Raw genomic sequence first — 26,714 nt, forward strand, 5'->3', positions numbered from 1 at the left:
GAAGGATTACGTTGAATAAACTGCAACCAAAGGTAAACGTACAAAAAAGGTAGCCCCCTTACGAGCAAATGACTCAAACCAAATAGAGCCGCCATGCCTAGAGATAATATGTTTGCATAACCAAAGGCCAATACCCATTCCCGAGCTTTTGGTCGTCGAGAGGAGTTCAAACATATGGGTCTGGACATCCTGGTCAATCCCTAAACCACTATCTGTGATCGATATTTGAATCTCAGATCCAATGTTCTTACCCAAAATGGTGATTGTTTTATCTGCTTTATCTGAGGACTTCAACGCATCAATGGCGTTAATCAATAGATTCAAAAGAACCTGTTGTAGCTCGCTCTTATTTGCCGTTATAAATAAATCTTTTTCTAACTTCAATACCATTTGAATATTTTGCTTAGCAATCTCAGGGCTAGCGATAGTAAGCACTAAGTCTATTAAATCAGCGACATCTACTTTGGATGTCAGAATTTTTTCATCAGAAAAAACAGATCTGAGAGAGCGAATGATGTTTGCTGCTCGCTGGTTATCCGATAGTAATGAATCTAGGATTTCTTTTTGCAACTCAGGATCTACACTTCCTTCAGTTAATTTTTTTTGCAGGAATTGTATATTTAGGTTTGATGCACCTAAAGGTTGATTCAGCTCATGAGCAATGGAAGCTGATAAGGCCCCAGTGCTAGCGGTCTTGTTAGCCTTTAATAATGAGGCAATCAAAAGGTCTCGCTCTTGCAATAGTTTTTTAGTTGTCTCATTTTCGGCTATCACATTGATATTGGCGACAACGACTTGCTCAGCCCAATAACTACCAATAGCAATGTACGAAAGCGTATTCATTACTAACTGAGAGATGGTGAATAAGATCAGTATTTGCGGAATTTGCTCAACACGCGTAATCGCAACAGCAGATGTAACTAATATTAAAAAACGGCCTATCGCAAAAAACATTTCTGCAAAGCTTGCACATTGCATATAAAGCAACTGTTTTGAGGGTGAAGTTTTTCTTTTGATGGCCAACTCATAAATTTGCCAGCAATAAAAAATACTGGCAATGGTAGCCATTACAGCAGTTCGAATCTCAAAAGTACCGTGTAGGCGCATGTATTCGAATGTAAGAATGAAAATGAGGACTGAAGCTAAGGCATAGATCTTTGTTTGCTTGGAGACCCCTCGATTAAGCGACTGACAAAATAAGACTTGCAATAACGCAGCGACATAAAAAAGGCTATTAGCTACCGTGAAATTAAATTCAGGGTTCACCATATTTTGTAGAGTGATGGCTCCAGCGCCAAAAGTTAATAAGCCCGCCACGCTAACTATTATTGAGAACATCCAATACAAACTAGGTTTAAGAAGGCTTTGGGAGCGGTAATAGTGATAAATACCCAAAAACAAGCCCATCTGAATGATGGCGAGAATAAAGAAGTAGATAGAAATTAGAGCCTTCATGTTCGCTATAGTACATCTACTAAATTGAATCGCTAAAATCGAATAATGCTGCCTTTTAGTAGAACCCAGCTCCTTTTCTTTGTCACCCTATTTGCCGCTGGGATTGACCTTGCACATGCCCAATCCGCCCTCTATAACGCCGCAAATAATTACCTTAAAAAGCGCGCTGATGCCTTTATGACGATTACTGGCTACTCTCTCACACCAGATGTCACTACGGGCCCCTTATCGATTCGCAACAATGGTGGCGATAACGCTGACTTACAGATGATCTCTTTAGGTGGTGGTGATCGTATTAGTGCAAATTTTCCACTCTACTTAGAAGGTACTATTGCGGTGAATCGCTACAACCCCACTTTTACCGACGGAATTGGGAACAGCTCTGTTACCGTACCGGTCCACTGGAATAGCGTAACTGGTACAGGGGGTATTGGATGGGATTTTCCGATTACGAATGAGCTGCGCTTTCGCCCTATTGCCAATGTCATGCTAGGTCACCTAGAGAGCGATCTTTCGATTGCCTCTCGAGTCATTCAAAATCAAAAAGGCGTTGACTTGCAATTCCTCAATGGTGGTCGCATGAACTCTTATGGCTTAGGCGGCTCAGTCATGCTCGATTATGAAAATTACAAACCTGATCAAGAAATTGATGTGGAATTGCGTTACACCAATATTCCGGTCCAAACATTTGCGACTTCTACCGCGGTCCAGGGATCAGCAGACTCGCAAAGTCTGGCACTTTGGGCCCGTAGTCGCATACCAACACCGATCATGCTATTGGATAGGCCATTAAGAGCCGTGTTTGAGCTAGCCCATACAGAATTTTTGGGTGACCTACGGGGGGCGCTGGGGTTTAATTCCCTTTCCTCCGTCGGCACTGGCATTGAATTGGATCGAAGCGCCTCTGACCCCATATTTACAAGGGTTAGGGTCGTATTTCGCTACCAATTTGGCCAAAATGTCCATGGAACCTCTATCGGATTAGCGGCAAGCTTCTAGCAATACAATAGACATAAGTACTAAATTGCTAGTATTTAGACATTCCCGCATCGCCATCTAATGGCGATGTACTTTAAATATCTTAAGGATCAAACGATTATGAAAAAAATTATCATTGCTGTCGTCATTGCTGCAATCGCAGTTGGCGGTTACTTTTACCTCACTAAACCAAAAGCACCTATTGCTGGTGTAGCCGCTCAAGAAGCCGCACTCATCTACGATGGTGAAGTAATTAAAATTGATGCTGCAACACGCACAGTTACTCTAAAAAATAAAGATGGCGAAACTTCTATCGTTGCCGGTCCTGAAGTGAAAAACTTTGCTGAAATTAACGTGGGTGACCATTTTGATGTTGTTTATGAAATGGCTGTAGCGATTGAATTAGTTAAGGTTAAAAATCCAGGCGTAACTAGCGAGCAAGTTACTACTAGCACCGCAACTGCCCCACAAGGTGACAAGCCAGGTATGATCACTACCAACACTGTTACTGCAACTGCCAATGTTGAAGCTATTGATACAGTTAAAAATGTTGTTTCATTAAAAGGCCCACAAGGAAACATCTTCAAGGTTAAGGTTCAGAACCCTGACTTGATGAAAGATATTGCCGTAAATGATCAAGTAAAAGTGGTTTACACAGAAGCAATTGCTGCAGTAGTAAGCGCACCAGCTGCTAAGAAGTGATCAAGCAATACTGTAGTTTTACGAAAGTTCCTTCATAGCTCTTTTCTAGGAGCTAGAAAGATAAAAGCCCAGCAAGTAGTTGCTGGGCTTTTTACATTCAATTTGGCGGAAGAGGTGAGATTCGAACTCACGGAGGACTTTCATCCTCGCCAGTTTTCAAGACTGGTGCATTCAACCGCTCTGCCACTCTTCCATTTACTTGAATCTGTTTGATTCAAGCCCTAGATTATAGAGAACTTTTGATTTGCCCTTCTAAATGCATGGCAATAGCTAGGCTGGAGGTCAATCCAGGGGACTCAAAGCCATATAGATTAAAGAGACCTTCCAAGCCATGGTCTTTAGGGGTATTGAAGCAGAAGTCACCTGCAGGAGTATTGGGCGGGACAATTTTAGCCCTCACTCCAGAGTAGTCTGGCTGCAAAGCATTGTCCTTAAGGCCTGGCCAGTAGCGCCTGACGGCCTCATAGAAGCCCTCGCCTCTTTTGGGATTGACTGTGTAATCAATCTGCTCTTCCTGGTCAATATCGAGCCACTCCACATCAGGACCAAATTTGGCTTGTCCACCCATATCTAAAGTGAGATGTACGCCGAGTCCACCAGGTTCTGGGATGGGATAAATCAAATGATTAAATGGTGATTTTCCGGAAAGAGAAAAGTAATTGCCTTTAGCAAAATACGCTTTCGGGATTTGATCTTTAGATAAAGATTCAATTTTTTGCGCCACTGCTGGTGCGCTCATACCCGCACAATTAATCAGAAGCTTTGTTTGAATTTTCATGCCATCGGCGCCACCGATTTCTAATTCAAATCCATCCTTGGCATTTTCGCCAATGGGCTTTGCACTGATCAGTGGTGATTGGTATGCCACCATGCCACCTGCATCTTCAAAGCCACCCAAGAGGGAAAGCATGTAGCCATGGCTATCAACAATGCCAGTACTAGATGACAAGATAGCTGCTACGCACTGCAACTGTGGTTCTAATGATTTTGCTTCATCACCAGAAATCATCTTGATCTCTGGTACGCCATTGTTCTGAGCTTTATACAAAATGGCCTGCAAGTCATCTATTTGGGATGCATCAGCAGCAACAATAAGTTTGCCGTAGGGTTGAGTTGCTACTTGATGGCTGCGGCAGTATTCATAAAGCAAGCGATTGCCTTCTACGCAGAGCTTCGCTTTAAGTGAATCCTTGGGGTAATAGATTCCGGCATGAATCACCTCACTGTTGCGCGCGCTACTAATCGTGCCAAAAGAAGCCTCACGTTCTAACAGAATCGTTTCCCTGCCTTGCAAAGCCATTTCCCTAGCAACAGCCAGACCAACCACCCCGGCACCAATGACGACACAATCAAGTCGCTCCATCTACTACGCTCGCTTTGTTTTTTTAGGTATTAACATACTTAAATCGTAACATTTTCAGTGTTTTAGTGGGTTTTTGGGCACTTCTTGATAGAATCTTTCTATGTCTACAAAACCAGCTGCAGTTAATCTGAAAACCCTATTTAGTACCCAAGATATCGTTTTAGATAGCGCTTATCAAGGCATTGATGCTGCCAGTTGGAAATCCCTCTTCAAACAAGCTAAAGAGGCTCATTTAGAGCAGTTTATTACCGACCTATTTGCTGGTAAGCCAGTCAATAACTCTGAGAATCGCCCCGCCCTTCATTCTGCTCTGCGTAATCTGGATAAAACTCCAGTATTAATCGACGGTAAAGATGTCATGCCTGAGGTTGCTCAAGTTTGGCATCGCATTGAGGCGCTGTGCAATAAATGGGTTGGCGTTACCGATGTTATTCATATTGGTATTGGCGGATCTGACTTTGGCCCCCGTTTAGCCATTGAAGCTTTAGCCCATGTTCCCGATATTGAAAGCCGCGGCATGCGCATGCATTTCTTGGCCAATATCGATACTGCTGAACTCAATCGTATTTTGCAACGCGCTTTACCCCACAGCACCAGGGTCATCATCGTTTCCAAGTCCTTCACAACACTGGAAACCACCATGAATGCACAGGCTGTGGTGAAGTGGCTTAAAAATAACGGCCTTACCGATAGCCAAGTGAGCAAATCCCTCTTTGCTGTCACAGCCAATATTTCTGCAGCCAAAGAATTTGGTATTGATCAAGACCGCATCTATCCATTCTGGAACTGGGTTGGCGGCCGTTACTCCGTATGGTCTGCCGTAGGATTACCAATTGCTCTGCAATATGGCTTTGATACCTTTAAGCAGTTCTTAGCTGGTGCCCAGGCAATGGATCTGCACTTTAAGTCTGCGCCTCTTGAAGAAAATCTGCCAGTAATCATGGCTCTGAGCCTACTCTATCAGCAAGAAAAACACAATATCAAATCATATGCTGTTATTCCGTATGCAGATGCTTTAGATTGGTTTCCGAAGTGGTTGCAGCAACTTGATATGGAAAGTAATGGCAAGAGCGTCGATCGCGATGGCAAGCCAGTAAAGTTTTCTTGCCCAGTTGTATTTGGTAGCTCAGGCAGTAATGCGCAGCATTCTTACTTTCAGTTATTGCATCAAGGCACCGAAATCATTCCCATTGATTTCATCGCAGTACGTGAGCCGATGAGTAAATTGCCTGAGGCAAAGGCGCATCACCGCATTCTGTTATCCAACTGCTTGGCGCAAGCCCAAGCACTTGCTAATGGCAAGAAGACTGATAACCCGAACAATACCTACCCTGGTAAGCGCCCTAGCAACCTACTAATTTTGCCTAAGCTGGATGCCTTCTATTTAGGCGCGCTCCTGGCGCTGTATGAAAATCGCACCGCAGCGCTAGGCGCTCTATGGAATATCAATAGCTTTGATCAACCCGGTGTTGAGCTTGGCAAAGTATTGGCCAAACCGATTGAAGCAGCCTTAAAGAATAGTGGCGCGGTAGAAGCTGATGCCAGCATCGATGAAGTGACTGCCGCCCGCATTAATTTATTTAATTCCTAGGCTATTTCTGTTTGAATTTGACAAGCCATCTATAGATGTATAAACTTGTATAAACAATTTCCTTAGGAGTAAATCATGGCTCCAGCACTTAAAGTAGAGCAAACGATCCAAGAATGGGGAAATGGTCTTGGTGTCAGGATTACATCACCCGTTGCTAAAGCAGCACATCTTTCGCAAGGCGTTCCAATCTCAGTTGAAGTCGTCAAAAATGGAGTACTTCTCAGAGTCGTAGGTAAACCTAAACTAAGCCTCAATCAAAAACTAAAGGCCTATGATCCAGAGCTACATGGTGGTGAAATCATGAATTGCTCCCCCATTGGTAAAGAAATTATTTAATGGTTGAAAAATTGAAACTCTGGGTTCCAGAGCGCAGGGATATGATCTGGATTAATTTCAATCCGCAATCAGGAAAAGAAATGAAGGATGAGCATCCAATGCTCGTTATTTCACCAAAACCTTTTAATGAAAAAACCGGCATTGTGATTGGTCTACCAATGACACACGCGCAATTTAACGAAACCAATCCCTTTGCCATTAAGTTTTCAATAGGAAAAGGTGATCCCGCATATATCTTGACCCATCAACCAAAGTCTTTTGATTGGCGCCTTCGAAATGCCAGACCACATCCTTGGAAAAGTCTCTCGCCTGCTCTTTTTCAAGAGGCATGCGAAGGATTAAATTCCATCATTGAAATTACCCATTAACACCAACTCTATTTAGGACCTACCGTGCAACTCTCTCCTTCTATTTTCAAAGCTTATGACATTCGCGGCATCATTGATGAGACTGTAGATCCATCAATTGCCAAACTTATTGGTCAAGCATTTGGTACGGAGATGCGTGAACTCGGTGAAACCGAAATCGTAATCGGACGCGATGGCCGCTTATCAGGCCCTAGTTTGATTGAGGCATTAACCGAAGGCCTACTTTCTACCGGTATCAATGTGATTGATCTGGGTATGGTTGCAACACCCATGGTGTACTTTGGTGCAAACCAAGAGATCGATGGCAAAAAGCCGAAGTCCGGCATTATGATCACTGGTAGCCATAACCCACCCAATTACAACGGCTTCAAGATGGTTCTTGGTGGTGCTGCAATCTATGGCGATCAAGTACAGAATCTGCGTAAGCGAATTGAAGCCAAGCAATTTGCTACGGGCCAAGGAACCAGAAGCAGCTTTGATATTTTCCCCATGTACTTAGAGCGCATTGTGAGTGATGTTAAGTTAGCTCGTCCCATGAAGATTGCTGTTGATTGCGGTAATGGTGTTGGTGGCGCATTTGCGGGAAAACTTTTTAGAGCTTTAGGATGTGAAGTAGAAGAAATCTTCTGTGAAGTCGATGGCCATTTTCCGAATCACCATCCAGATCCTGCGCATATTGAGAACTTACAAGATCTCATCAAGAACTTACAAACTACCGATAATGAATTAGGCCTCGCTTTTGATGGCGATGCCGATCGTTTGGGCGTTGTGACTAAAGATGGTCAAGTGATTTTCCCAGACCGTCAAATGATGCTCTTTGCTAAAGATGTACTCTCACGCAATCCTGGTGGTCAAATTATTTATGACGTGAAGTGCACTCGCAACCTAGCAACCTACGTGAAGCAACATGGTGGCGAGCCTTTGATGTGGAAAACAGGCCACTCTTTAGTAAAAGCCAAACTCAAAGAAACTGGCGCACCACTTGCAGGTGAAATGTCTGGTCACATCTTCTTTAAAGACCGTTGGTTTGGATTTGATGATGGTCTTTACACCGGCGCACGCTTACTGGAGATTCTTTCTAAGGAGAAAGATCCAAATGCAACGCTCAATGACTTGCCAAATGCCATTTGCACGCCTGAACTGCAATTAGCTTGTGCAGAAGGCGAGCCATTTGCTTTACTGGAAACCATTAAGGCGAATGCCAAGTTTCCAACTTCTGAATCGATCAACACAATTGATGGTGTGCGTGTGGAATATGCCGATGGCTTTGGTCTTGCCCGCCCTTCGAATACAACGCCTGTTGTAGTGATGCGCTTTGAAGCAGATAGTGAAGAGGCTATCAAACGTATTCAGGCAGAGTTTAAAGATGCTTTGCTTGCCGCCAAGCCAGAAGCTCAGCTTCCATTCTAGTAATTCAATAAAGATTATTAGGGTCAAGTAAGATTTCGTATGAATTCAATTGTTAGCACCCCTATTTCCTTTGATTACCCCCAGCAAGATTCTACTGGAGTGACTTGTACCGCCAAAGCTTGGGCTAAGACCCCTCCCCAGCTTCATGGCGCTGAAAAAGCAGTCGTCATTGCTCGTATCAAGCAATTGCTAGTTGAAAAAGATGCCGCTTTAGTTGCTCATTACTATGTAGATGGCGATATTCAAGACTTAGCCTTGGAGACAGGTGGTTATGTTGCCGACTCCTTAGAGATGGCACGCTTTGGTAAAAACCACTCTGCGAAGAATCTCATTGTTGCCGGTGTGCGCTTTATGGGTGAATCTGCCAAGATCCTCAGTCCAGAAAAACGCGTCTTCATGCCCGATCTTGATGCAACCTGCTCTTTAGACTTAGGTTGCGATGCTGCAGACTTTGCTACGTTTAGAGCAGTACATCCTGATCGTGTTGTTGTGGTGTATGCCAATACTAGCGCCGCAGTTAAAGCGCAAGCAGATTGGATGGTAACGAGTTCATGCGCGTTAGCCATCGTGCATCAACTAAAAGTTGAGGGCAAAAAGATTTTGTGGGCACCAGATCGTCATTTAGGTCGCTACATTCAAGAACAAACTGGTGCAGATATGTTGTTGTGGAACGGTGCTTGCATTGTTCATGATGAATTTAAAGCCGTTGAATTAGAGATGCTAAAAGCGGCTCACCCCAATGCCATGGTCTTGGTTCACCCTGAATCTCCGCAAGCTGTTGTTGACCTGGCAGACGTTGTGGGCTCTACTTCTGCCATGATTAAAGCCGTTGTTGAAGGTACAGCTACTGAATATATTGTTGCAACCGATAACGGCATCTTGCATCGCATGCGCCAATTGGCGCCGAATAAGAAATTGATCGAAGCTCCAACTGCTGGTAATAGTGCAACGTGTAAGAGCTGCGCCCACTGCCCATGGATGGCCATGAATGGCTTACAAGGTATTTTGGATTGCCTAGAAAATGCTTCTGGTGAAATCTTCATCGAAGAGCCTATTCGTGTTGAGGCATTAGGCTGCATAGAGCGTATGCTCGATTTCACCAAGAATCATCCCGACCTCTTAGCTAAAGCACAGCATGGCTTTGTAAAGAATATTGGTGCTGCTTAATTTAAGTTTTTTACTTTTTCTTTTAGATAGATATTGTTTGTCATGTTTGATTACAACGAAACTTTAGAGCAAGCTCGCCAACGCAATATTCATGACGCGCTGATGGAAGATATCGGTACTGGCGATTGGACGGCTAAACTCGTTCCTAGCAAGCCAGTAAAGGCACAACTCATTGTTCGTCAAGAAGCTGTTCTTTGCGGTGTGGATTGGTTTGAGGGCACACTAAAGAAGCTAGACCCCAATGCGAAGGTCACCTGGCATTATCTTGAAGGCGATCTCATGAGGCCTGATACCAAAGTTTGTGATATCGAAGCCGACTCTCAGGCACTACTCTCTGCTGAGCGTACTTGCATTAATTTCCTGCAAACACTTTCGTGGACGGCCAGCATTACGCGACAGCACGTGGATGCAATTGCAGGTGTCAGCCCCAACCCTAAAGGTTGTGCTGTACTGGATACTCGCAAGACTGTTCCGGGATTACGACAGGCTCAGAAGTACGCAGTGCTAGTGGGCGGCGGCAAGAATCAACGCCTAGCCCTATGGCATGGCATCCTCATTAAAGAAAACCATATTGCCGCTGCCGGCAGCGTGACTGCCGCCCTGAAAAATGCTCAGGCTTTAAATGCTGGTGTGGATATTCAGATTGAAGTAGAAAACTTTGCTGAACTTGAAGAAGCTTTGGCTGCAGGAGCCAAGAGTATCTTAATCGACAACTTCAATACTGATCAGATGAAGCAAGCGGTTGCCATCAATGCTGGACGCGCTTTACTGGAAGCTTCTGGCGGTATTAATTTAGATCAAATGCGCGCTATTGCTGCTACTGGAGTTGATCGCATCTCCCTTGGCAAGCTCACTAAGGATGTGCATGCAGTTGATTTCTCGATGCGCATTTTGTAGTAAAGGTGGTCTTAAACTTAAAAGACTTAAGAGACAGAATCGCTCTCAGAGCCCTCTGCCTGAGGAGTCAGGATAGTTGGATAAGAAACTGCCCAAGTACCTGGGTAATCGCGGCTGTAATGAAGTCCACGGCTTTCTCTGCGCATTAAGGCTGAGCGTACGATGAGCTCGGCACATTCCAATAGGTTTCTGAGCTCAATCAGGTCACGGGTGACCTTAAAGTTAGCGTAATACTCTTGAACTTCGTAACGCAGCAATTTGATGCGATGAAGCGCTCGCTCCAACCGGCGGTTAGTTCTAACGATGCCGACGTAGTTCCACATCAATGAGCGTAACTCATCCCAGTTATGGGCGATGACTACCTGCTCATCCGCATCCTCAACCTGACTCTCATCCCATAAGGGAAGATCTGGCATTACTGGGGTCTTGAGATTGGATATGTCTTCTGCTGCTGCCTTACCGATGACTACACATTCTAATAATGAGTTGCTAGCCAAACGATTAGCACCATGCAGGCCGGTATACGTCGCTTCACCTACCGCATAGAGTCCTGGTAAATCGGTGCGCCCTTTGAGATCGGTCACCACGCCACCACAGGTGTAGTGTGCAGCAGGAACAACCGGAATAGGTTCTTTGGTAATGTCTAAGCCAAGACTCATGCAGCGTGCATAGATCATTGGGAAATGCTCTTTAATAAATGCTTCGCCTAAATGAGTGGCATCTAGATGAACATAATCTAAGCCGTGCTTCTTCATTTCGAAGTCGATTGCTCTTGCAACAATGTCACGCGGGGCTAATTCATTACGGTCATCATGCTCTGGCATAAAGCGGGTGCCATCAGGCAATTTCAGTAAGCCGCCCTCACCACGCATGGCTTCAGTAATTAGGAAGGTACGATCGCTGGGGTGATACAAGCAAGTTGGATGAAACTGAATAAATTCCATATTACCTACGCGGCAACCTGCTCGCCAGGCCATGGCGATGCCATCGCCAGTGGCGGTATCGGGGTTACTAGTGTAGCGATAGACTTTGCCTACGCCACCAGTGGCCAATACCACTGACTTTGCTTCAATCGTTTCTACGCGATTATTTTTTATGTCAAGTGCATACACACCGTAACAACGATTAGGCTTTGTGCGCTGTGTCTTTGCATCTAGCTGGCGATTGGTAATGAGATCGAGTGCAATCCAATGCTCCAGGATCTGAATATTTTTATGGGCCTTGGCTTTATCCAGCAGTACTTCATGAATGGCTTTACCAGTGGCATCTGCAGCATGAGCAATGCGGCGATGACTGTGTCCACCTTCACGTGTTAAGTGCAAACCCATTGGACCGGATTTATCTTCTGTGAATGGAACACCCTGCTCTACCAACCAACGAATCGCATCAGCACTCTCTTCGGCGATATAGCGTGCTGTGGATTCGACCACAAGCCCTGCGCCGGCATCTAAGGTGTCGGCTACATGCGAATCAATACTGTCATGCTCTTTATCTACAACCCCAACAATGCCGCCTTGTGCCCAAGCGGTTGCTGCCTCACCTAGGCCGCGCTTAGCCATCAAAATCACTGGCTGAGACTCGGCCATGTGGAGGGCAACAGTCAATCCAGCTAATCCAGCCCCAATGATGAGAACAGGAAGCTCGGCTTTTGAGGGAGTATTTACGGAGTGTTTGGAACTGGCCATAGAGGGTTCATTCTAAAGGGCAATTAACTTCACCGGTTTAAATACAAAAAGGCTCCTTGTGGGAGCCCTTTTGTGATTTGCTGCAACGGTGCTTAAACGTTAGACATTTCCTTAGATCCACCCGGGGAATTCGTACCGTACCCCATGATCTTGGCCACTTCACCGCCTTTAGAGAGCTTCACAGCACAATACTTAAACTCTGGAATCTTGCCAAATGGATCTAGCGCTGAATTGGTAATCAAGTTGGCGGCAGCCTCATAGTAGGCAAACGGAATAAAGATTACGCCTCTCGGTGTGCCATCATCCCTTCTCACGTGGATACCGACTTCACCACGACGAGACTGAACAGTAATCACATCGCCAGCAGAAACGCCTAGCTGAGTCATATCTTCACCATTCATCGAAACAGTAGCCATAGGCTCAATCGCATCAAGCACGGTGGCACGACGCGTCATACTGCCTGTATGCCAATGTTCTAACTGACGACCAGTGATCAATACAAAGGGGTATTCAGTATCTGGGCGCTCATTAGCAGGAATGATATCGGCTGGGACTAACTTCACCCTGCCATCTTTGGTATCAAACTTGTCATTAAACACAATTGGACGACCCGGGTCTTCAGCAGACAAGCAAGGGTAGGTAACGCTAGATTCTTTTTCTAAGCGCTCCCAAGTAATACCATTGATAGCACCATGCATGGCTTGACGCATTTCGTCATAAACCTCAGCAACACCGGCATCAGGACCTTGGTAATTCCAGTTCAAGCCCATGCCTTTAGCGATTTGCTGAATAATCCACAAGTCAGGCTTTGCATCGCCAGGAGGATTAATCGCTTTCTTACCCATCTGCACCATACGGTCTGTATTGCTAGCAGTGCCAACCTTTTCGGGCCAAGCGCTTGCAGGCAAGACGACGTCAGCAAGTAATGCTGTTTCAGTCATGAAGATATCTTGTACAACCAAATGCTCTAAGGCTGCCAATGCATGACGCGCATGATTCAAATCAGGGTCACTCATTGCAGGGTTTTCACCTTCGACAAACATGCCGCGAATCTTGTCTGGATCAGAATCAGGAGCAGTGATCTTATGCATGATCTCCACCACGGTATAGCCAGGTTTTTTATCTAATGGCGTACCCCAGAACTTCTCAAACCAAGCATGCGCCTCTGGATTATCAACGCGCTGATAGTTCGGGAACATCATCGGAATCAAACCGGCATCACTAGCACCTTGCACGTTGTTTTGACCACGCAATGGATGCAAACCTGATCCAGGCTTACCAATTTGACCGGTGATACTAACCAAAGCGATTAAGCAGCGTGCATTATCGGTACCGTGCACGTGTTGACTTACACCCATGCCCCATAAAATCATGGCTGACTTGGTGGTAGCAAACTCTCTCGCCACTTCGCGCAAGATTTCTGCCGGGATACCGCAGATTGGCGCCATTGCTTCAGGGCTGTAGCCCTTAATGTTTTCTTTTAAGGCTTCAAAGTTATTCGAGCGATTTTGAATAAAGTCTTTATCAACCAAGCCTTCTTCAATAATCGTGTAGATCATGGCATTGAGCATCGCCACATCAGTGTCTGGCTTAAATTGCATTGTGCGCCATGCATGCTTGCTGATTTCGGTTGCACGTGGGTCGCATAAGACAATTTTGGCGCCACGCTTAGCAGCATTCTTGAACCAAGTAGCGGCAACCGGGTGGTTTGCAGTTGGATTAGATCCAATCAAGAAAATCATACTGGAGTGCTCAACGTCATTCACTTGATTACTTACCGCGCCAGAGCCAACGCCCTCGAGAAGCGCAGCAACAGATGATGCATGGCAAAGACGTGTGCAATGGTCTACGTTATTGCTACCAAAACCTGTGCGAACCAACTTCTGGAATAGATAAGCTTCTTCATTGCTACCTTTTGCAGAACCAAAACCAGCCAATACTTTTAAGCCGTGTTGATCTTTTAACTTCTTCAGTCCACCAGCAGCAAATTCCAAAGCTTCTTCCCAAGTGGCTTCACGGAAAATATCGGACCAGTCTTGTTTGCCTTCCAGGATGGACTCATCCTTAGGAACACCTGCTTTACGAATTAATGGCTTAGTGAGGCGTTGTGGATTATGGATATAGTCCATACCAAAACGGCCTTTAACGCAGAGGCGATTGTGATTAGCCGGTCCATCACGACCTTCAACACTGACAATCTTTTCGTCTTTGACGTTGTAAGTAATTTGGCAACCAACGCCACAGAATGGACAAACGGAGTCTACTTTGCGATCGACTGTTTGTGAGCCAATTAAACCCTTAGGCATCAATGCGCCAGTTGGGCAAGCCTGCACACACTCGCCGCAAGCCACGCAAGTACTTTCACCCATCGGGTCATTTAGATCAAATACGATCTCGCTGTGACCACCACGCATAGCGTAACCGATCACATCATTAACCTGCTCTTCACGGCATGCACGTACACAACGATTACATTGAATACAGGCATCTAAGTTCACAGCCATCGCTGGATGTGAAATATCACTACTTACCTTCTCACGTCGTAATGCTTTGAGCTCGGGTCGAACCGTGACATCCATGCGTGCTGCCCAGGTGCTGAGTTCGCCATGTTGATTTTTTTGCTCTTCTTCCTTGCTGTCTCCAACCCACTTAAATCCTTCGTCTGGCATATCGGAGAGCAACATCTCGAGAACTAACTTTTGACTCTTTACAGCACGCTCGCTATTGGCTTTTACTTCCATACCTGGAGTAGCGCTTCTGCAGCAACTTGGTGCCAAAGTACGCTCGCCATTAATTTCCACTACGCATGCGCGGCAGTTACCATCTGGGCGATAGCCATCTTTAAAACACAGATGCGGAATATCAATACCGTGGCGTTTGGCAGCCTTGAGAATCGTTTCACCTTCGTAGGAAATGATTGTTTGGCCGTCTAGCTTGAACTCAACCGTTTGCAGTTCGAGTTCTTTAGGATTTGTGGGTGCGTTCATGTTTGTCTCGTTATTCCCTGAATGGTGTTTAAGCGACTTCCTTATGCAACTTCATTAGGGAAATATTTATGAATACAGCGAATAGGGTTTGGTGCGGCTTGACCAAGACCGCAAATAGAAGCATCAACCATCACAGTAGCTAAGTCTTCTAAAGTGTCTTGATCCCAAGATTTGGCTTGCATCAACTTAGCAGCTTTGCCAGTTCCAACACGACATGGAGTGCATTGACCACAGCTCTCATGCTCAAAGAAATGCATCACGTTCAATGCCATGTCGCGTGCTTTATCTTTATCACTGAACACCATCACTGCAGCTGAACCAATAAAGCATCCGTATGGTTGCAAAGTATCAAAGTCGAGTGGAATGTCATTCATGGTCGCTGGCAAGATACCGCCTGATGCGCCACCAGGTAAGTAACCATAGAATTTGTGACCATCTTGCATGCCGCCGCAGTATTCATCAATCAATTCTTGAATAGTGATGCCTGCTGGCGCTAACTTGACACCCGGTTTATTCACGCGTCCACTGACGCTAAAGCTACGTAAGCCCTTGCGATCATGGCGACCGAAAGAACTAAACCACTCAGGTCCACGCTGAACAATATCGCGCACCCAGTACAGGGTCTCAAAGTTGTGCTCTAAGGTTGGACGTCCAAATAAGCCGACTTGCGCAATATACGGAGGACGCATGCGTGGCTCTCCGCGCTTGCCTTCAATACTTTCAATCATTGCGGACTCTTCACCGCAGATATAAGCGCCCGCACCACGACGCAATTCGATATCTGGTAATTTGAATGGCGGATTAGCCTTGAGCTTTGCTAACTCAAGCTCAAGTAATTCACGACAGCCGTGATACTCATCACGCAAATAGATATAACAAACATCAATTCCAACCACGCTTGCTGCAATTAACAGGCCCTCCAAGAAGCGATGTGGATCGCGCTCTAAGTAAGTACGGTCTTTAAATGTGCCTGGCTCACCTTCATCGATGTTCACTGCCATCAACTTAGGCGCCACTTGATCTTTCACAATACGCCATTTGCGTCCCGCCGGGAAGCCTGCACCACCTAAGCCGCGCAAGCCTGAGCTTTCCATTGCCTTGATGATGCTTTCGGCATCTTTCTTGCCTTCGAAAATCGCTTTAGCAAAAGCATAACCACCTTGAGCACGATAAGACTCATAACCAACGTAGTCGGGAGAAAGCGCTTGCATCTCACCTTGTGGTGAAACACCCTGCTCTGCTAAGGCAGCAGGATCAAAGATAGCATCATCTTTAGCCATTGGCTGAGTGGTTAACTTATTGTTTACAGCGGCCGATACCTTATCCAAGGTGGCAAACAACACCGGGTACTGATGAACTACCGCTACTGGAGCCTGTTCGCAACGACCTACGCAAGGCGCTGCAGCTACTTTGATGTTTGGATTACCCAAGATAGCAGGTAATTTAGCCAATAGATTTTGCGCACCAGCTAACTCACAGGCAATGCCGTCACACACGCGAATCAGAATATCTGCTACCGGATCATTACCACGCACTACTTCAAAGTGATGATAGAAAGTGGCAACTTCATACACCTCTGCCATGGGCAGATTCATTTCTTTTGCTAGAGCAACTAAATGACGATCATGCAAAGCACGGTATTCATCATTGAGCTTATGTAGATTTTCAATTAATAAATCGCGACGATGCGGAGCATCTCCAATGAGCTCACGCACTTGGGCAATGGAAGCATCATCTGCTTGACGACCCTTCAATTTACTTTTACGGCGAATGGTTTCCCTCAAATCATCTGCTGTTGCAACTGCAACCGCTTTGACTTCTCCAGAAGGCTTTGGATGATTCATAGTTCGTAGTCTCTAATTTTTCTATTTATTGCTATTTTTGCTCAGCACCAATGCAGAGCCATATCCTGGTTTGCGCACTAAAAAACCAGCTAAGCCAAATACTTAGCTTGCCACTAATACGCAAAGTAACGCTTTATTTTGGGTTATTTAGGACCCCATGTCCTTGACGGCGCTCAAGGACTTTAACTAAGGGTTTACCCTGCTATAGAAGTGAAGGAGAAGGCTGATCCCCGGGAGGAAGGGAGTAATCTAGCTTGCGCTCATAAAGCCTAGCTTTATAGCAATCCTGGTAGCCTTTACTGCCAATTTGCCAGCCAATTGACGTGCAGTCATCTTGTGCGGCAGATTCAATAGAGCCACAGCCCGCAAGACTGAGAACAGCCAACACGGTGGCAATAGGGAGAATGCGCATTTTTGTTGAATTCATGCCCTCAAGTCTACTTGATTCTGACCTCAACATCGAGAGGAATACCCTCTTTTCCGACCTCTGAAGTCTTAAGATCACCCTGTTGACTTGTCTTTAAGGGCCAATATCAGTAACAATGAAATTTATTAACAACAATAAATAAAACCCCGGGAGACCCCATGAAAGCATTCCTCAAAAAACTAGGTGCGGCAATTTTATGTCTTACCACCCTATCCATTGGGGGTGTTGCACATGCCCAAAATTCAGATGGCTTTACTGACCTCATTGATGGCGTGAGCCTGAGTGGATGGAGCATTATTGGTAGCGCCAACTGGGTCATTGGCAATGGCATTGTCGAGGGCAATAAGCCCAATGGTTTTTTAGTTAGCACCAAGACTTACAAGAACTTTGTAATCAAGGCAGAGTTTTATGCTGAGTCCAATACGAATAGCGGTATTTTCATCCGCTGCCAAGACCCTAATAAAGTGAGTCAATCCACTTGTTATGAAATCAATATTTGGGATACTCGTCCTGAGCAAGCTTACGCAACTGGGGCGATTGTGGATATTGCCAAGGTAGATCCAGTTCCTAAGGCAGGCGGGCGCTGGAATACTATGGAGATTGTTGCTAACGGACCCAATTTTAAAGTCATGATGAATGACGTTGTCACAGTAGCCAATGGTCAAGATAGTAAATTTACAGAAGGTCCTATTGCCCTGCAATCGGCAGGTGGCGTGATTAAGTTTAGAAAACTACAAATCAAGCCGCTTTAATTTATTGAAGGCTTATCTCGTAGCGATCACCGCATGCCACCGGCCTGAGGGCCCTGGCCTCTTGTAACATCTCAACTAAGCCGTAATGGGACATTGTTTTTAGTGTGCGAGATAAGTTGCCTTGCCTTCTTCCGGTAAGCTCTGCCAACTCAGAAATCGATACAGGCTTGGACGCCCTAATGACATGTAAAAGAGCTCTGTTTTCATCGCTCAATACTTGCGCCAAGGAGCGCATCGAGGTAAACCATATCTTAGGATCGGCTGATTTAGGTTTTAACTCGCCTTTAGCGATAGCGAGTACGCGTGCTCGAATATCTTTTTGTGTCGCAATCCCAATTTTGATAACTTTCATTTCTCTTTATCCAGTTTTAAGACCTTATCAACATCTATAAAAAATCACTTAACAGTCCATGTGCATCTTTAAAGTCATAGCAGATACCAGGATCCCTAGAGTTGCGATGCTTGTGATCGTAAGCTAATTTTCTGCCTGAATACCCCGATTTAGGCCTTACTGAATGAGCATTGTCGAAACCTAAAATTCTTACCCCTTTTGGGTTATGCAAGGTTAATGAATAGCGTATTCCATGAGGCACTGCAACACTAACCTCGACTTACCAGGCCTCTATCTTTACCCAGTAACCATCATCTTGATCAATGATCTCTTGGTGCAAATCCAAAAGGGTAGCAAGTCCACGTTTTCCCATCACCCATGATATATCATCAGATGATATATCAAAAGTGACAGCCCTGCTTAAGTAATGGCATTATTTTGCCGGTGGAAAGCCTGCTTTTTGTTCCCACATATTATTGAAAACGTGAACGATAGGCATTTCATAAACACCAGCCTTGGTATACGGCTCATCTTTTAACCAAGCATCCACATCTGCCCTGCTAGGAAAGTCAATTGCAATCAAACTACCAAGCGTCGTCTTGCCATCTTCCGAAGTGAGGGGCCCTGCAAAAGCCATCCGATCTGAAAGTTGCGCTAAATAAGCGCGGTGCTCTGGGCGAATCTGAATCCGTAATTCCGCTGTACCAGGCTTATCCATCAACATAATTGCGTAGATCATTTTTTCTCCATCTCTTGATTGGTTTTATTTCTTGTATCTCAACTACCAAGATATTACGGGAAGTTGAAAAGAAAAAACCACCCGAAGGTGGCTTTGTTACAACATGGCGGTGCACCAAGTCACCACCCACATTGTCTTTGCATCCTACCCTGTTATCAGGGAAATTTACAGGGTATTTTGTAATTCTGCTCCTCATATTTCCCCAAAAAATCTGCCTAGACCTTTATTGCATATGGACACCAAGCAATTTACTCACTATCTCAGCTTAAAAGAGCAGGGAATATTTTTCGTGATATCAGGGATTGCATTTATTTGATGCAGGGATCTTTTGTAATGCGATATGCCAAGCTCATCACAGGACCGCATAAATGCCTACACATCATCACGCCACTGCTCCTCATCAAAATCGACCGCTAGAAAATAGCAGGTGTCATCTTCCAAAAGAGGATAAATACCGATGGTTTTCTTACTGGTGAGGTGCTCATGGATGACGGTATCTGATAGCGTAATTAATTCGCGCCGGTTACAGTCACCACACTTAATGCGCGGCTTATTGCAAACCCCGGCACGCCATTCGTTGGCGCATGTTGGTGCATAACCCGAATTACCCGATTTTTTACTTTCCCACCTTAAGGAATAGACATCGGTGCGCCCGCGAAATAGTCGGCGGAACAAAGCGATCTTATCGGCGTTGGAAATACCTGCCGCAGGCTTGGCTGCTAAATGCCCCGGGATGCCGGAATCCCCCACTTCATCCGAAGCATTTAGAGTAACCGACCCATCGAAATTATTTGCTAATTGCCCATCGATTCCATGGGATTGCAGCAAAGCAATCAAACGGGCATTTTCAACCCTAAGTGATTGAATGCTCTCGATGAGCTCGGTGGGGTTGTTAGTCTGATTGGGCATGATGGTTTGATGATCTTAGTTTGGTCAATTATTTTTATGCCTTAGTCGCAGGTGGGTTTTCATAGTGGCTTTACACCAAGAAAATGATAATCACCAAACTCTGCGCCAACTGTTCCAGCACCTTTATTCCTCGCCCTCAAAGTCCCAATCAGCAATTTTGCCCGGAATCAACCTGCCAAAAAATACGGCGCAAAAGCTGGCGCCAAAAGAAAATCGCAGCCGATCCAGACTACCGCCTTAATCAATCAAGGGCGCAGCGCGCTTGGCTAGATCGAAACCCCGATTATTGGCGTAAGTATCGAAAAAATAGGGAAATAAAGGGGGATACAAAATCCTTTGGAGGGCAAATAGGTGCCAAGCAACCCCTCTCAGGTTTTTATCAAATGCGATTTATCTCCAAGAAAGAGGTTGCTAAGAGTGACGCATGGATCGTTGAAATCACCCCTATCAATGACGTTTGAATTTGCAAATGCAACGCCTGCAAAGAGATCACTTAATAGCGCTTCCCCCGCTTTTCCCTTAGCGTGCCATCTAACGACCAACATTTCACGATGATGTTTTATGCAAACCGACCATTCAAAAGAAGAAGATTTATATCAGCCAGCGCTTTTTAGGGCAGCCGAATATGTTCGGATGTCCACCGAGCATCAGCAGTATTCAAGCCAGAATCAGGCAGATAAGATTCGGGAATACGCAGCGCAGCGCGGTATTGAAATTGTGCATACCTATGCCGATGAGGGTAAGAGCGGATTAAACATTGGCGGGCGTTTAGCTCTGCAGCAACTGATTAAAGATGTGGAGACTGGCGCCGCTAACTTTCAATTGGTGTTGGTATATGACGTGAGTCGTTGGGGGCGCTTCCAGGACGCAGATGAAAGTGCTTATTACGAATACATCTGCCGCCGTGCTGGAATCCAGGTGACCTATGTTGCTGAGCAGTTTGAAAACGATGGATCGCCCGTCTCCACGATCGTCAAAGGGGTCAAGCGGGCTATGGCGGGGGAATATAGCCGCGAGCTTTCCGCCAAAGTCTTTGCCGGGCAATGCCGCCTCATTGAATTGGGTTACCGCCAGGGCGGCCCGGCCGGGTTTGGATTGCGTCGGGTTTTAATTGACCAGAATGGTTCGATCAAGAGTGAGTTAGCTCGCGGGGAACACAAAAGCCTGCAAACTGATCGAGTGATCTTGGTGCCTGGACCAGAGGGTGAAGTAGATACAGTAAATCAAATTTATAGCTGGTTCATTGAGATGGGCCTCTCAGAGACTGAAATTGCTGATCGTCTGAATCAAAGTGGTGTTCGCACAGATCTGGACCGCAACTGGACGCGCTCTACAGTACGCGAAATTCTGACCAACGAAAAGTATATTGGCAACAATGTGTACAACCGTATTTCATTCAAGCTAAAAAAGTATCGGATTACCAATCAGGCTGATATGTGGATTAAGAAGGAAGGTGCGTTTGAAGCTATTGTTCCGCCCGAAACCTTCTATGTGGCCCAAGGAATTATCAGGGCAAGAGCTCATCGGTTTAGTAATGAAGAGTTAATTGAGAAACTGCGTAATCTTTATCAGCACAAAGGCTTCTTATCAGGAATGATCATCGATGAGGCCGAAGGAATGCCCTCAGCCGCTGCCTATATTCAGCGTTTTGGCAGCCTCATTCGGGCGTATGAAACAGTAGGATTTACGCCAGACCGAGATTATCGGTTTTTGGAGGTAAACAAGTTCTTGCGCAAACTTCACCCTGAAATCGTAGGCAGTACTGAGGCTGCCATTCTCGATTTAGGCGGAACGGTCGAACGAGATCCTGCAACTGACCTCATCAATGTCAATCGTGAATTTACGATTTCAATTGTGATTGCTAGGTGCCAAACCCCCGAGAGCGGTCGCCACCGCTGGAAAATCCGATTTGATACGAGTTTGGCTCCCGATATTACGATTGCTGTTCGCTTGGATCGTACCAATCAAAGACCGCTCGATTATTACCTTCTTCCCTACCTTGATTTTGGATCTTCGCGCGTGAGCTTGGCTGAGCACAATGGGGTTGAGTTTGAGAGTTATCGCTTTGATGACCTTCACTATTTATATGGCATGGCTGAACGTGCTCGCATTAAACGAGCCGCATAAAACCAGAAGAGACCCTATATGAGTAAAACCTACCCAACGAGTAATCTCCAAATCATTGCGATTGATCAGATTGAGGTACTTAACCCACGGGATCGCAATGCCCGCACTTTTGATGACATCGTTGAGAACATCAAAAATATTGGCCTTAAAAAGCCAATTACCGTAACCCCGCGCAAAAATGCTGATGGCAGCGGTAAGTTCTTGCTCATCTGCGGTGAAGGTAGACTCAAAGCATTTAAGTCTTTGGGTGAGAAGACCATTCCAGCGGTCGTAGTCGATGTGAGTGATGAGGATGCTTTCATCATGAGTTTGGCTGAGAACATCGCCCGCCGGCAGGCGCGCACCATAGAGCTTTTGGCTGGTATCGAGCAATTGCGTGATCAAGGTTACGACAAGATAGAGATTGCTCAAAAGACGGGCCTGAGCCGGGAATACATTCAAGGGATTTTGCAATTATTAAAAAATGGGGAAGAGCGCTTACTCATTGCGGTGGAAAGTGGCCGCATTCCATTAAATGCAGCACTGACAATTTGTGGGGCGGGTGGTAGTGACAAAGATGTTCAATCAGCGCTTCAAGAAGCTTATGAAAACGGTAAGTTACGGGGCAACCATCTGATTTATGCACGCAGACTCATTGAGAAACGACGCTCTTTAGGGCGAGGCATGACTAAAACCGGACCCCGCAAAGCGCCCGGGCTCACCTCCTCTAGTTTGGTGAGGGCTTATCAAAATGAGGTGGGACGTCAAAAGCTAATGGTAAAAAAAGCGGAGCTCGTGCATCAACGGCTTTTATTTGTTACCCAGGCATTGCGCCAACTTCTTGGCAATGAAAATTTCACTAACTTATTAAGGGCGGAGAGCTTAGATACCTTGCCGCAATATCTTGCCGAGCGCGTCTGGGAAGGGCCCCACACGTTATGACTGACTCTCATTTGGGGTTTATTCCAGAGCCGATTACTGTACCGCTTGATAAATTACTCCCCTCACACCAAGTTCCCGAGCGCCTTGCGCACTCCAAAAAGTTCAAACAAATCCTTTCTTCCATTAATGCGGTTGGTTTAATTGAGCCACTAACGATCACAAAGCTCAATAAAGCTAGCGGCGTGCATTTATTGCTCGATGGCCATCTACGAATGCTCGCTCTTCAAGATCTCGGGTTTACTGATGCGCCCTGTTTGGTCGCCAAGGATGATGAACGCTACACCTATAACAATCGGATAAATAGACTCTCTACCATTCAAGAGCATTACATGATCCGGCGAGCCGTCGAGCGCGGTGTAACTGCGGAACGGCTTGCCAAATCCCTAAATATTGATATTGAGCACGTTGCCAAGAAAATAAAGCTACTAGATGGAATCTGCGCCGAAGCTATTGGCCTGCTAAAAGATAGAACCTTTTCAGCTAGCTTGAGCCCCATATTACGAAAACTCAAACCCACTAGGCAAATTGAATGCGTGGAGTTGATGATAGCAAGCAATAATCTGACCGTGCCCTATGCTCAGGCACTTTTAGCAGCCACGCCTACCAATATGTTGATTCGTGAAACCATTGCCAAGAAGATCAAAGGCGTTAGCGCAGAGCAAATGATTAAGATGGAGCACGAAATGGCCAATCTGGAGGGGCAATATAAAATTATTGAACAGTCTTATGGTCAAGATGTTTTGAATCTTGTATTGGCTAAAGGCTACCTGGCAAAGCTACTTGAAAACGAAACGGTGATACGTTATTTGTCTGCGAACCATCCGGACTTCTTAAGAGAGTTTTCCAGCATTACAGAGGCTACCGGTTTAGATCAGTAATCTTGATGTGGTAAGCCCAAAAAATTGAGCGCTTACTTATTGTCAAAACATAATGATTTATTTATGAAGGAACTTTATTAAATAAATGATGAAATTACTCTAGCAGATTTTCTTGAAAAATTTGATAACTTTAGAATCGCCCTGCTTGAACCTATCTAACCATATCATTACTTCAAAACACAATTTATTAGTATCGCCCAAAGCGCTGGGGATTAATCACATAGGAAAACACGGTGGTGCCAGATGAAATTGATTTGCGTTCTATAAGATGGTTATTGGATACATCCACAAATCTCTTACAAGTGCAACGGCCGCACTTCCCTTTCGATCTTCTTGGCCACCGCCTTTTGGGCCACTTTCAAGTCATAGGCTTGTTGTAGATTTAGCCATGATTGTGGATCTTCGCCAAAGTACCGCGCTAAGCGCAAAGCCGTATCCGGCGTAACGCCCCTAACCTCTCTGGCCACATCATTAATTCGCGCTGGTGTGACGTGTAAGGCCCTAGCCAATGCGTTAGCACTCATGCCTAAAGGCATGAGATAGTCTTCTCGCAAGATCTCTCCCGGGTGAATTGCTCTCATTGCATTTTTCATTCCACTCCCCTTAGTGGTAATCCACTATCTCTACATTGTCTGGGCCTAAGTTGGTCCAGGCAAAACAAATCTGCCATTGCACATTAATGCGAATACTGTATTGGCTGGCTCTACTACCCCTTAAACTCTCCAGACAATTGCCTGGGGGTGATCTTAAAAACTCCAAGGTCGCAGCACTACCCAAGTTGCTGCAACTTACGCTCTGCTGCCGACTTAATCGCACTAAATTGCTTAGTTTTCCCGGTGGTAAAAAGGGTTTCTGTGTGAGCGCACTAGAACGATGGGATGGAGTCATTACATTATTTCATATCATTTATCGGTAAAAAATATGTTTTTGGGCTCACAGGCACCTGACGGGAAGCTTGCCCCACCCAAATTGACAGGTATTGCATTATTGAGGGCATGCGGTATATTTACCCCATGAGAATTACCACCAAATGCAAGATTGCAACAGATGCCCTGCTTGAAATCGCCGCCCATACGCTAAAAGGGTATGCCATCTCACTGCCCATAGTCAGCAAAAGACTAGCCGTCTCTCACTCGTATCTTGAACTCATTTTCGCCAGCCTAAAGGCTACCGGACTGATTCACAGTCATAAAGGCCCCGGTGGCGGTTATTCGTTGGCCAAAAAGCCTGAGGCGATTTCCATCAAAGATATCGTTGATGCCACTGGTGATTCCCAACCTTTGGAGGGCGGCCCGAGCGCGCAATTATGGGTCAATTTAGACGCGCATATGCAAAATCATATGACGCAAATTACACTGAGCCACCTCTTGTTCAAGACGGCTGTTCAGATTGAGCCCAGCCTTGCGCATCTTCATCTCAGACTAGAAAAAACACCAAAATCCAAGGTGGCCAAAGCATCGGTAGAAAAGCAGTCCAATATGACTCGGAAACCTACAGGACCAAACTCCGTATTTAGCTTTGGCAAATACTTATTGCATAAGCAATAGCAATAGCAACCCAAGAATTAATGAATGGCCGAACTTCCCTGTGTTGTGGAGATCATTCTGTCAACTAACACTTGATCCCACAGGCGATCGAGCAGCGCTTTAGCTTGACTCTTTTCACTCTCGGAGAGTTCCATACCTATTAAGGTCGATTTAATCATCACTGCGTATGCCATCATCACTTCTGCAGTACTAGAACCCCTGACATGGGGCAATATTTCCTGCAAGGCATCAATGACAATTTCGCCCACCTTCTTAGCATCAATAGTTTGTTCAAGATCATCTAAATCTATGGAATCTGCTGTCATATGCTCTACGGATAATGGTTAATATTAAGTGGTGCCGCCCAGAAGAATCGAACTTCCGACCTACGCGTTACGAGTGCGTTGCTCTACCAACTGAGCTACAACGGCGTTTATGCAACTGGAGCGGGCGATGGGAATCGAACCCACGTCATTAGCTTGGGAAGCTAAAGTTCTACCATTGAACTACACCCGCCTTGGCGGAAACGGAGGGATTCGAACCCTCGATACTTTTACAAATATGCCGGTTTAGTAGACCGGTGCCTTCAGCCGCTCGGCCACGTTTCCTTGCTCGAATTATAGATCTCAATAATTAACGAGCGCTATCTGTTGCATCTTGGTCATTTGCATAAGGAGGCTTGAGTCTAAGCGCAATATAACGGGGCGACAAATCTTGAGAAACCACCCTCAACAGCTATAAAGATAATGGCAATGGCTCCACCAACCACCAGCAGCAGATGAACTACATTGCGCACCTGCTCTGATTTCATGCCCAGCATCATTCCGCTTGCCATAAACCCCAGTAAAGCTAGAGCCGCAATTCCAATATCTATATTTAATAGCAACCCCGAGAGTAGAAAAATAACCGTTCGCACCACTACACTAATGCCATTACCCTTGCTATGGCTTGATTTGGCTAATTTGATTCTTCTCGCCGACCAAAACTATCGTTGGGCGATGGTTTTCAAGATCGGCCTGATCAATCTGACCATAAGTACAAATAATGAGATGGTCGCCAACATGCGCCCTTCTCGCCGCTGCGCCATTTAACGAAATAATTCCTGAGCCCTTTGGCGCCTTAATAATGTAGGTAGAAAAGCGTTCGCCATTGTTAATGTTGTAAAGCTCAATTTTCTCAAACTCGCACATACCAGCAGCATCAAGTAAATCTTCGTCAATACCGCAGGAGCCCTCGTAATGCAGGTCTGCCTCGGTCACTGTGACACGATGTAGTTTTGCTAAAAGCATGATTCGATTCAATGTATTCCCCCGTATGTTCT

At 45.5% G+C, this 26,714-nt stretch carries 29 protein-coding genes and 4 tRNA genes; 14 read left to right on the plus strand and 19 right to left on the minus strand.

What is annotated here, in order from left to right:
- Positions 1-6 precede the first annotated feature (6 nt).
- Positions 7-1,455: a sensor histidine kinase gene (locus ICN48_RS09970; RefSeq protein ID WP_216153543.1), complete on the minus strand. Its 1,449-nt coding sequence runs from the start codon at positions 1,453-1,455 to the stop codon at positions 7-9.
- A 45-nt stretch (positions 1,456-1,500) separates the two neighbouring features.
- Between ICN48_RS09970 and ICN48_RS09975 the strand changes: the two genes are divergently transcribed.
- Together ICN48_RS09975 and ICN48_RS09980 are read left to right on the plus strand one after the other, a co-directional pair.
- Positions 1,501-2,454: a hypothetical protein gene (locus ICN48_RS09975; RefSeq protein WP_216863790.1), complete on the plus strand. Its 954-nt coding sequence runs from the start codon at positions 1,501-1,503 to the stop codon at positions 2,452-2,454.
- A 99-nt stretch (positions 2,455-2,553) separates the two neighbouring features.
- Positions 2,554-3,135, plus strand: a complete 582-nt coding sequence (locus tag ICN48_RS09980; protein WP_216153544.1) for a hypothetical protein — start codon at positions 2,554-2,556, stop codon at positions 3,133-3,135.
- 103 nt (positions 3,136-3,238) lie between these two features.
- On the opposite strand, the gene ICN48_RS09985 is transcribed toward ICN48_RS09980, so the two are convergent.
- Together ICN48_RS09985 and ICN48_RS09990 are read right to left on the minus strand one after the other, a co-directional pair.
- A tRNA-Ser gene (locus ICN48_RS09985) sits at positions 3,239-3,328 on the minus strand.
- A gap of 33 nt (positions 3,329-3,361) precedes the next feature.
- On the minus strand, positions 3,362-4,498 hold the full coding sequence (locus ICN48_RS09990; protein ID WP_216153545.1) for an NAD(P)/FAD-dependent oxidoreductase: 1,137 nt from the start codon (positions 4,496-4,498) through the stop codon (positions 3,362-3,364).
- Positions 4,499-4,598: 100 nt separating this feature from the next.
- Here ICN48_RS09990 and pgi point away from each other — a divergent pair, with 100 nt between their 5' ends.
- The 6 genes from pgi to nadC all read left to right on the plus strand — a co-directional run bounded on the left by pgi (position 4,599) and on the right by nadC (position 10,267).
- Complete coding sequence (pgi, locus tag ICN48_RS09995; protein ID WP_216153546.1) at positions 4,599-6,089, plus strand: glucose-6-phosphate isomerase; 1,491 nt, start codon at positions 4,599-4,601, stop codon at positions 6,087-6,089.
- A gap of 75 nt (positions 6,090-6,164) precedes the next feature.
- Positions 6,165-6,425 carry a PbsX family transcriptional regulator gene (locus ICN48_RS10000; RefSeq protein ID WP_216153547.1) on the plus strand — a complete coding sequence of 87 codons (261 nt, stop codon included), beginning with the start codon at positions 6,165-6,167 and terminating at the stop codon, positions 6,423-6,425.
- On the plus strand, positions 6,425-6,793 hold the full coding sequence (locus ICN48_RS10005) for a type II toxin-antitoxin system PemK/MazF family toxin (protein ID WP_216153548.1): 369 nt from the start codon (positions 6,425-6,427) through the stop codon (positions 6,791-6,793). Before ICN48_RS10000 ends, ICN48_RS10005 begins: the two co-directional genes overlap by 1 nt.
- Before the next feature lie 24 nt (positions 6,794-6,817).
- Positions 6,818-8,203 (plus strand): phosphomannomutase/phosphoglucomutase, encoded by a 1,386-nt coding sequence (locus tag ICN48_RS10010; RefSeq protein ID WP_216153549.1) that lies wholly within the window; start codon positions 6,818-6,820, stop codon positions 8,201-8,203.
- Between the two features lie 39 nt (positions 8,204-8,242).
- Positions 8,243-9,370 (plus strand): quinolinate synthase NadA, encoded by a 1,128-nt coding sequence (gene nadA / locus ICN48_RS10015; RefSeq protein WP_216153550.1) that lies wholly within the window; start codon positions 8,243-8,245, stop codon positions 9,368-9,370.
- Between the two features lie 42 nt (positions 9,371-9,412).
- Positions 9,413-10,267 carry a carboxylating nicotinate-nucleotide diphosphorylase gene (nadC, locus tag ICN48_RS10020; protein ID WP_216153551.1) on the plus strand — a complete coding sequence of 285 codons (855 nt, stop codon included), beginning with the start codon at positions 9,413-9,415 and terminating at the stop codon, positions 10,265-10,267.
- Between the two features lie 26 nt (positions 10,268-10,293).
- Here the strand turns inward: nadC and nadB are convergent, their stop codons facing one another.
- The 4 genes from nadB to ICN48_RS10040 form a co-directional block, all read right to left on the minus strand.
- Positions 10,294-11,952, minus strand: a complete 1,659-nt coding sequence (gene nadB / locus ICN48_RS10025; RefSeq protein ID WP_216153552.1) for an L-aspartate oxidase — start codon at positions 11,950-11,952, stop codon at positions 10,294-10,296.
- Between the two features lie 92 nt (positions 11,953-12,044).
- Entirely contained in the window at positions 12,045-14,939 is a 2,895-nt protein-coding gene (fdhF, locus tag ICN48_RS10030; protein ID WP_216153553.1) for a formate dehydrogenase subunit alpha, read from the minus strand.
- A 41-nt stretch (positions 14,940-14,980) separates the two neighbouring features.
- A complete protein-coding gene (locus ICN48_RS10035; protein WP_216153554.1) occupies positions 14,981-16,783 on the minus strand; it encodes an NADH-ubiquinone oxidoreductase-F iron-sulfur binding region domain-containing protein in 1,803 nt (600 codons plus the stop codon).
- 202 nt (positions 16,784-16,985) lie between these two features.
- Positions 16,986-17,210, minus strand: coding sequence for a hypothetical protein (locus ICN48_RS10040; RefSeq protein ID WP_216153555.1), 225 nt, complete (start codon positions 17,208-17,210; stop codon positions 16,986-16,988).
- Between the two features lie 158 nt (positions 17,211-17,368).
- Between ICN48_RS10040 and ICN48_RS10045 the strand changes: the two genes are divergently transcribed.
- On the plus strand, positions 17,369-17,962 hold the full coding sequence (locus tag ICN48_RS10045) for a DUF1080 domain-containing protein (protein WP_216153556.1): 594 nt from the start codon (positions 17,369-17,371) through the stop codon (positions 17,960-17,962).
- A gap of 1 nt (position 17,963) precedes the next feature.
- On the opposite strand, the gene ICN48_RS10050 is transcribed toward ICN48_RS10045, so the two are convergent.
- From ICN48_RS10050 to ICN48_RS10060, 4 genes are all read right to left on the minus strand, one after another.
- The gene (locus ICN48_RS10050; RefSeq protein WP_216153557.1) at positions 17,964-18,314 is read right to left on the minus strand and encodes a helix-turn-helix domain-containing protein; all 351 of its coding nucleotides are present in this window, start codon (positions 18,312-18,314) and stop codon (positions 17,964-17,966) included.
- A 34-nt stretch (positions 18,315-18,348) separates the two neighbouring features.
- Positions 18,349-18,555: a DUF6516 family protein gene (locus tag ICN48_RS14095; RefSeq protein ID WP_370624202.1), complete on the minus strand. Its 207-nt coding sequence runs from the start codon at positions 18,553-18,555 to the stop codon at positions 18,349-18,351.
- Between the two features lie 171 nt (positions 18,556-18,726).
- Complete coding sequence (locus ICN48_RS10055) at positions 18,727-19,032, minus strand: YciI family protein (RefSeq protein ID WP_216153558.1); 306 nt, start codon at positions 19,030-19,032, stop codon at positions 18,727-18,729.
- Positions 19,033-19,404: 372 nt separating this feature from the next.
- Positions 19,405-19,941, minus strand: a complete 537-nt coding sequence (locus tag ICN48_RS10060; RefSeq protein WP_216153559.1) for a hypothetical protein — start codon at positions 19,939-19,941, stop codon at positions 19,405-19,407.
- 83 nt (positions 19,942-20,024) lie between these two features.
- Here ICN48_RS10060 and ICN48_RS10065 point away from each other — a divergent pair, with 83 nt between their 5' ends.
- The 4 genes from ICN48_RS10065 to ICN48_RS10080 all read left to right on the plus strand — a co-directional run bounded on the left by ICN48_RS10065 (position 20,025) and on the right by ICN48_RS10080 (position 23,867).
- Positions 20,025-20,402, plus strand: coding sequence for a hypothetical protein (locus tag ICN48_RS10065; protein WP_216153560.1), 378 nt, complete (start codon positions 20,025-20,027; stop codon positions 20,400-20,402).
- A gap of 100 nt (positions 20,403-20,502) precedes the next feature.
- On the plus strand, positions 20,503-22,068 hold the full coding sequence (locus tag ICN48_RS10070) for a recombinase family protein (RefSeq protein WP_223146600.1): 1,566 nt from the start codon (positions 20,503-20,505) through the stop codon (positions 22,066-22,068).
- A gap of 18 nt (positions 22,069-22,086) precedes the next feature.
- Positions 22,087-22,989 (plus strand): ParB/RepB/Spo0J family partition protein, encoded by a 903-nt coding sequence (locus tag ICN48_RS10075; protein ID WP_216153561.1) that lies wholly within the window; start codon positions 22,087-22,089, stop codon positions 22,987-22,989.
- Positions 22,986-23,867: a plasmid partitioning protein RepB C-terminal domain-containing protein gene (locus ICN48_RS10080; RefSeq protein WP_216153562.1), complete on the plus strand. Its 882-nt coding sequence runs from the start codon at positions 22,986-22,988 to the stop codon at positions 23,865-23,867. Before ICN48_RS10075 ends, ICN48_RS10080 begins: the two co-directional genes overlap by 4 nt.
- Before the next feature lie 296 nt (positions 23,868-24,163).
- Here ICN48_RS10080 and ICN48_RS10085 read toward each other — a convergent pair whose 3' ends face one another.
- Together ICN48_RS10085 and ICN48_RS10090 are read right to left on the minus strand one after the other, a co-directional pair.
- Entirely contained in the window at positions 24,164-24,460 is a 297-nt protein-coding gene (locus tag ICN48_RS10085; RefSeq protein ID WP_216153563.1) for a HigA family addiction module antitoxin, read from the minus strand.
- A gap of 10 nt (positions 24,461-24,470) precedes the next feature.
- Complete coding sequence (locus ICN48_RS10090) at positions 24,471-24,755, minus strand: type II toxin-antitoxin system RelE/ParE family toxin (RefSeq protein ID WP_370624203.1); 285 nt, start codon at positions 24,753-24,755, stop codon at positions 24,471-24,473.
- 125 nt (positions 24,756-24,880) lie between these two features.
- On the opposite strand from ICN48_RS10090, the gene ICN48_RS10095 reads away from it, so the two are divergent.
- Positions 24,881-25,414, plus strand: a complete 534-nt coding sequence (locus tag ICN48_RS10095) for an Rrf2 family transcriptional regulator (RefSeq protein ID WP_216153564.1) — start codon at positions 24,881-24,883, stop codon at positions 25,412-25,414.
- 17 nt (positions 25,415-25,431) lie between these two features.
- Here the strand turns inward: ICN48_RS10095 and ICN48_RS10100 are convergent, their stop codons facing one another.
- The 6 genes from ICN48_RS10100 to panD form a co-directional block, all read right to left on the minus strand.
- Positions 25,432-25,719 carry a hypothetical protein gene (locus ICN48_RS10100; RefSeq protein ID WP_216153565.1) on the minus strand — a complete coding sequence of 96 codons (288 nt, stop codon included), beginning with the start codon at positions 25,717-25,719 and terminating at the stop codon, positions 25,432-25,434.
- 29 nt (positions 25,720-25,748) lie between these two features.
- A tRNA-Thr gene (locus tag ICN48_RS10105) sits at positions 25,749-25,824 on the minus strand.
- 11 nt (positions 25,825-25,835) lie between these two features.
- Positions 25,836-25,909: transfer RNA gene (locus tag ICN48_RS10110), tRNA-Gly, on the minus strand.
- A gap of 2 nt (positions 25,910-25,911) precedes the next feature.
- Positions 25,912-26,001: transfer RNA gene (locus tag ICN48_RS10115), tRNA-Ser, on the minus strand.
- A 77-nt stretch (positions 26,002-26,078) separates the two neighbouring features.
- Complete coding sequence (locus ICN48_RS10120; RefSeq protein WP_216153566.1) at positions 26,079-26,228, minus strand: hypothetical protein; 150 nt, start codon at positions 26,226-26,228, stop codon at positions 26,079-26,081.
- A gap of 106 nt (positions 26,229-26,334) precedes the next feature.
- The gene (gene panD, locus ICN48_RS10125; RefSeq protein ID WP_216153567.1) at positions 26,335-26,694 is read right to left on the minus strand and encodes an aspartate 1-decarboxylase; all 360 of its coding nucleotides are present in this window, start codon (positions 26,692-26,694) and stop codon (positions 26,335-26,337) included.
- Between the last annotated feature and the right edge of the window lie 20 nt (positions 26,695-26,714).

The organism is Polynucleobacter sp. JS-Safj-400b-B2, assembly GCF_018881975.1.
GTDB lineage: Bacteria > Pseudomonadota > Gammaproteobacteria > Burkholderiales > Burkholderiaceae > Polynucleobacter.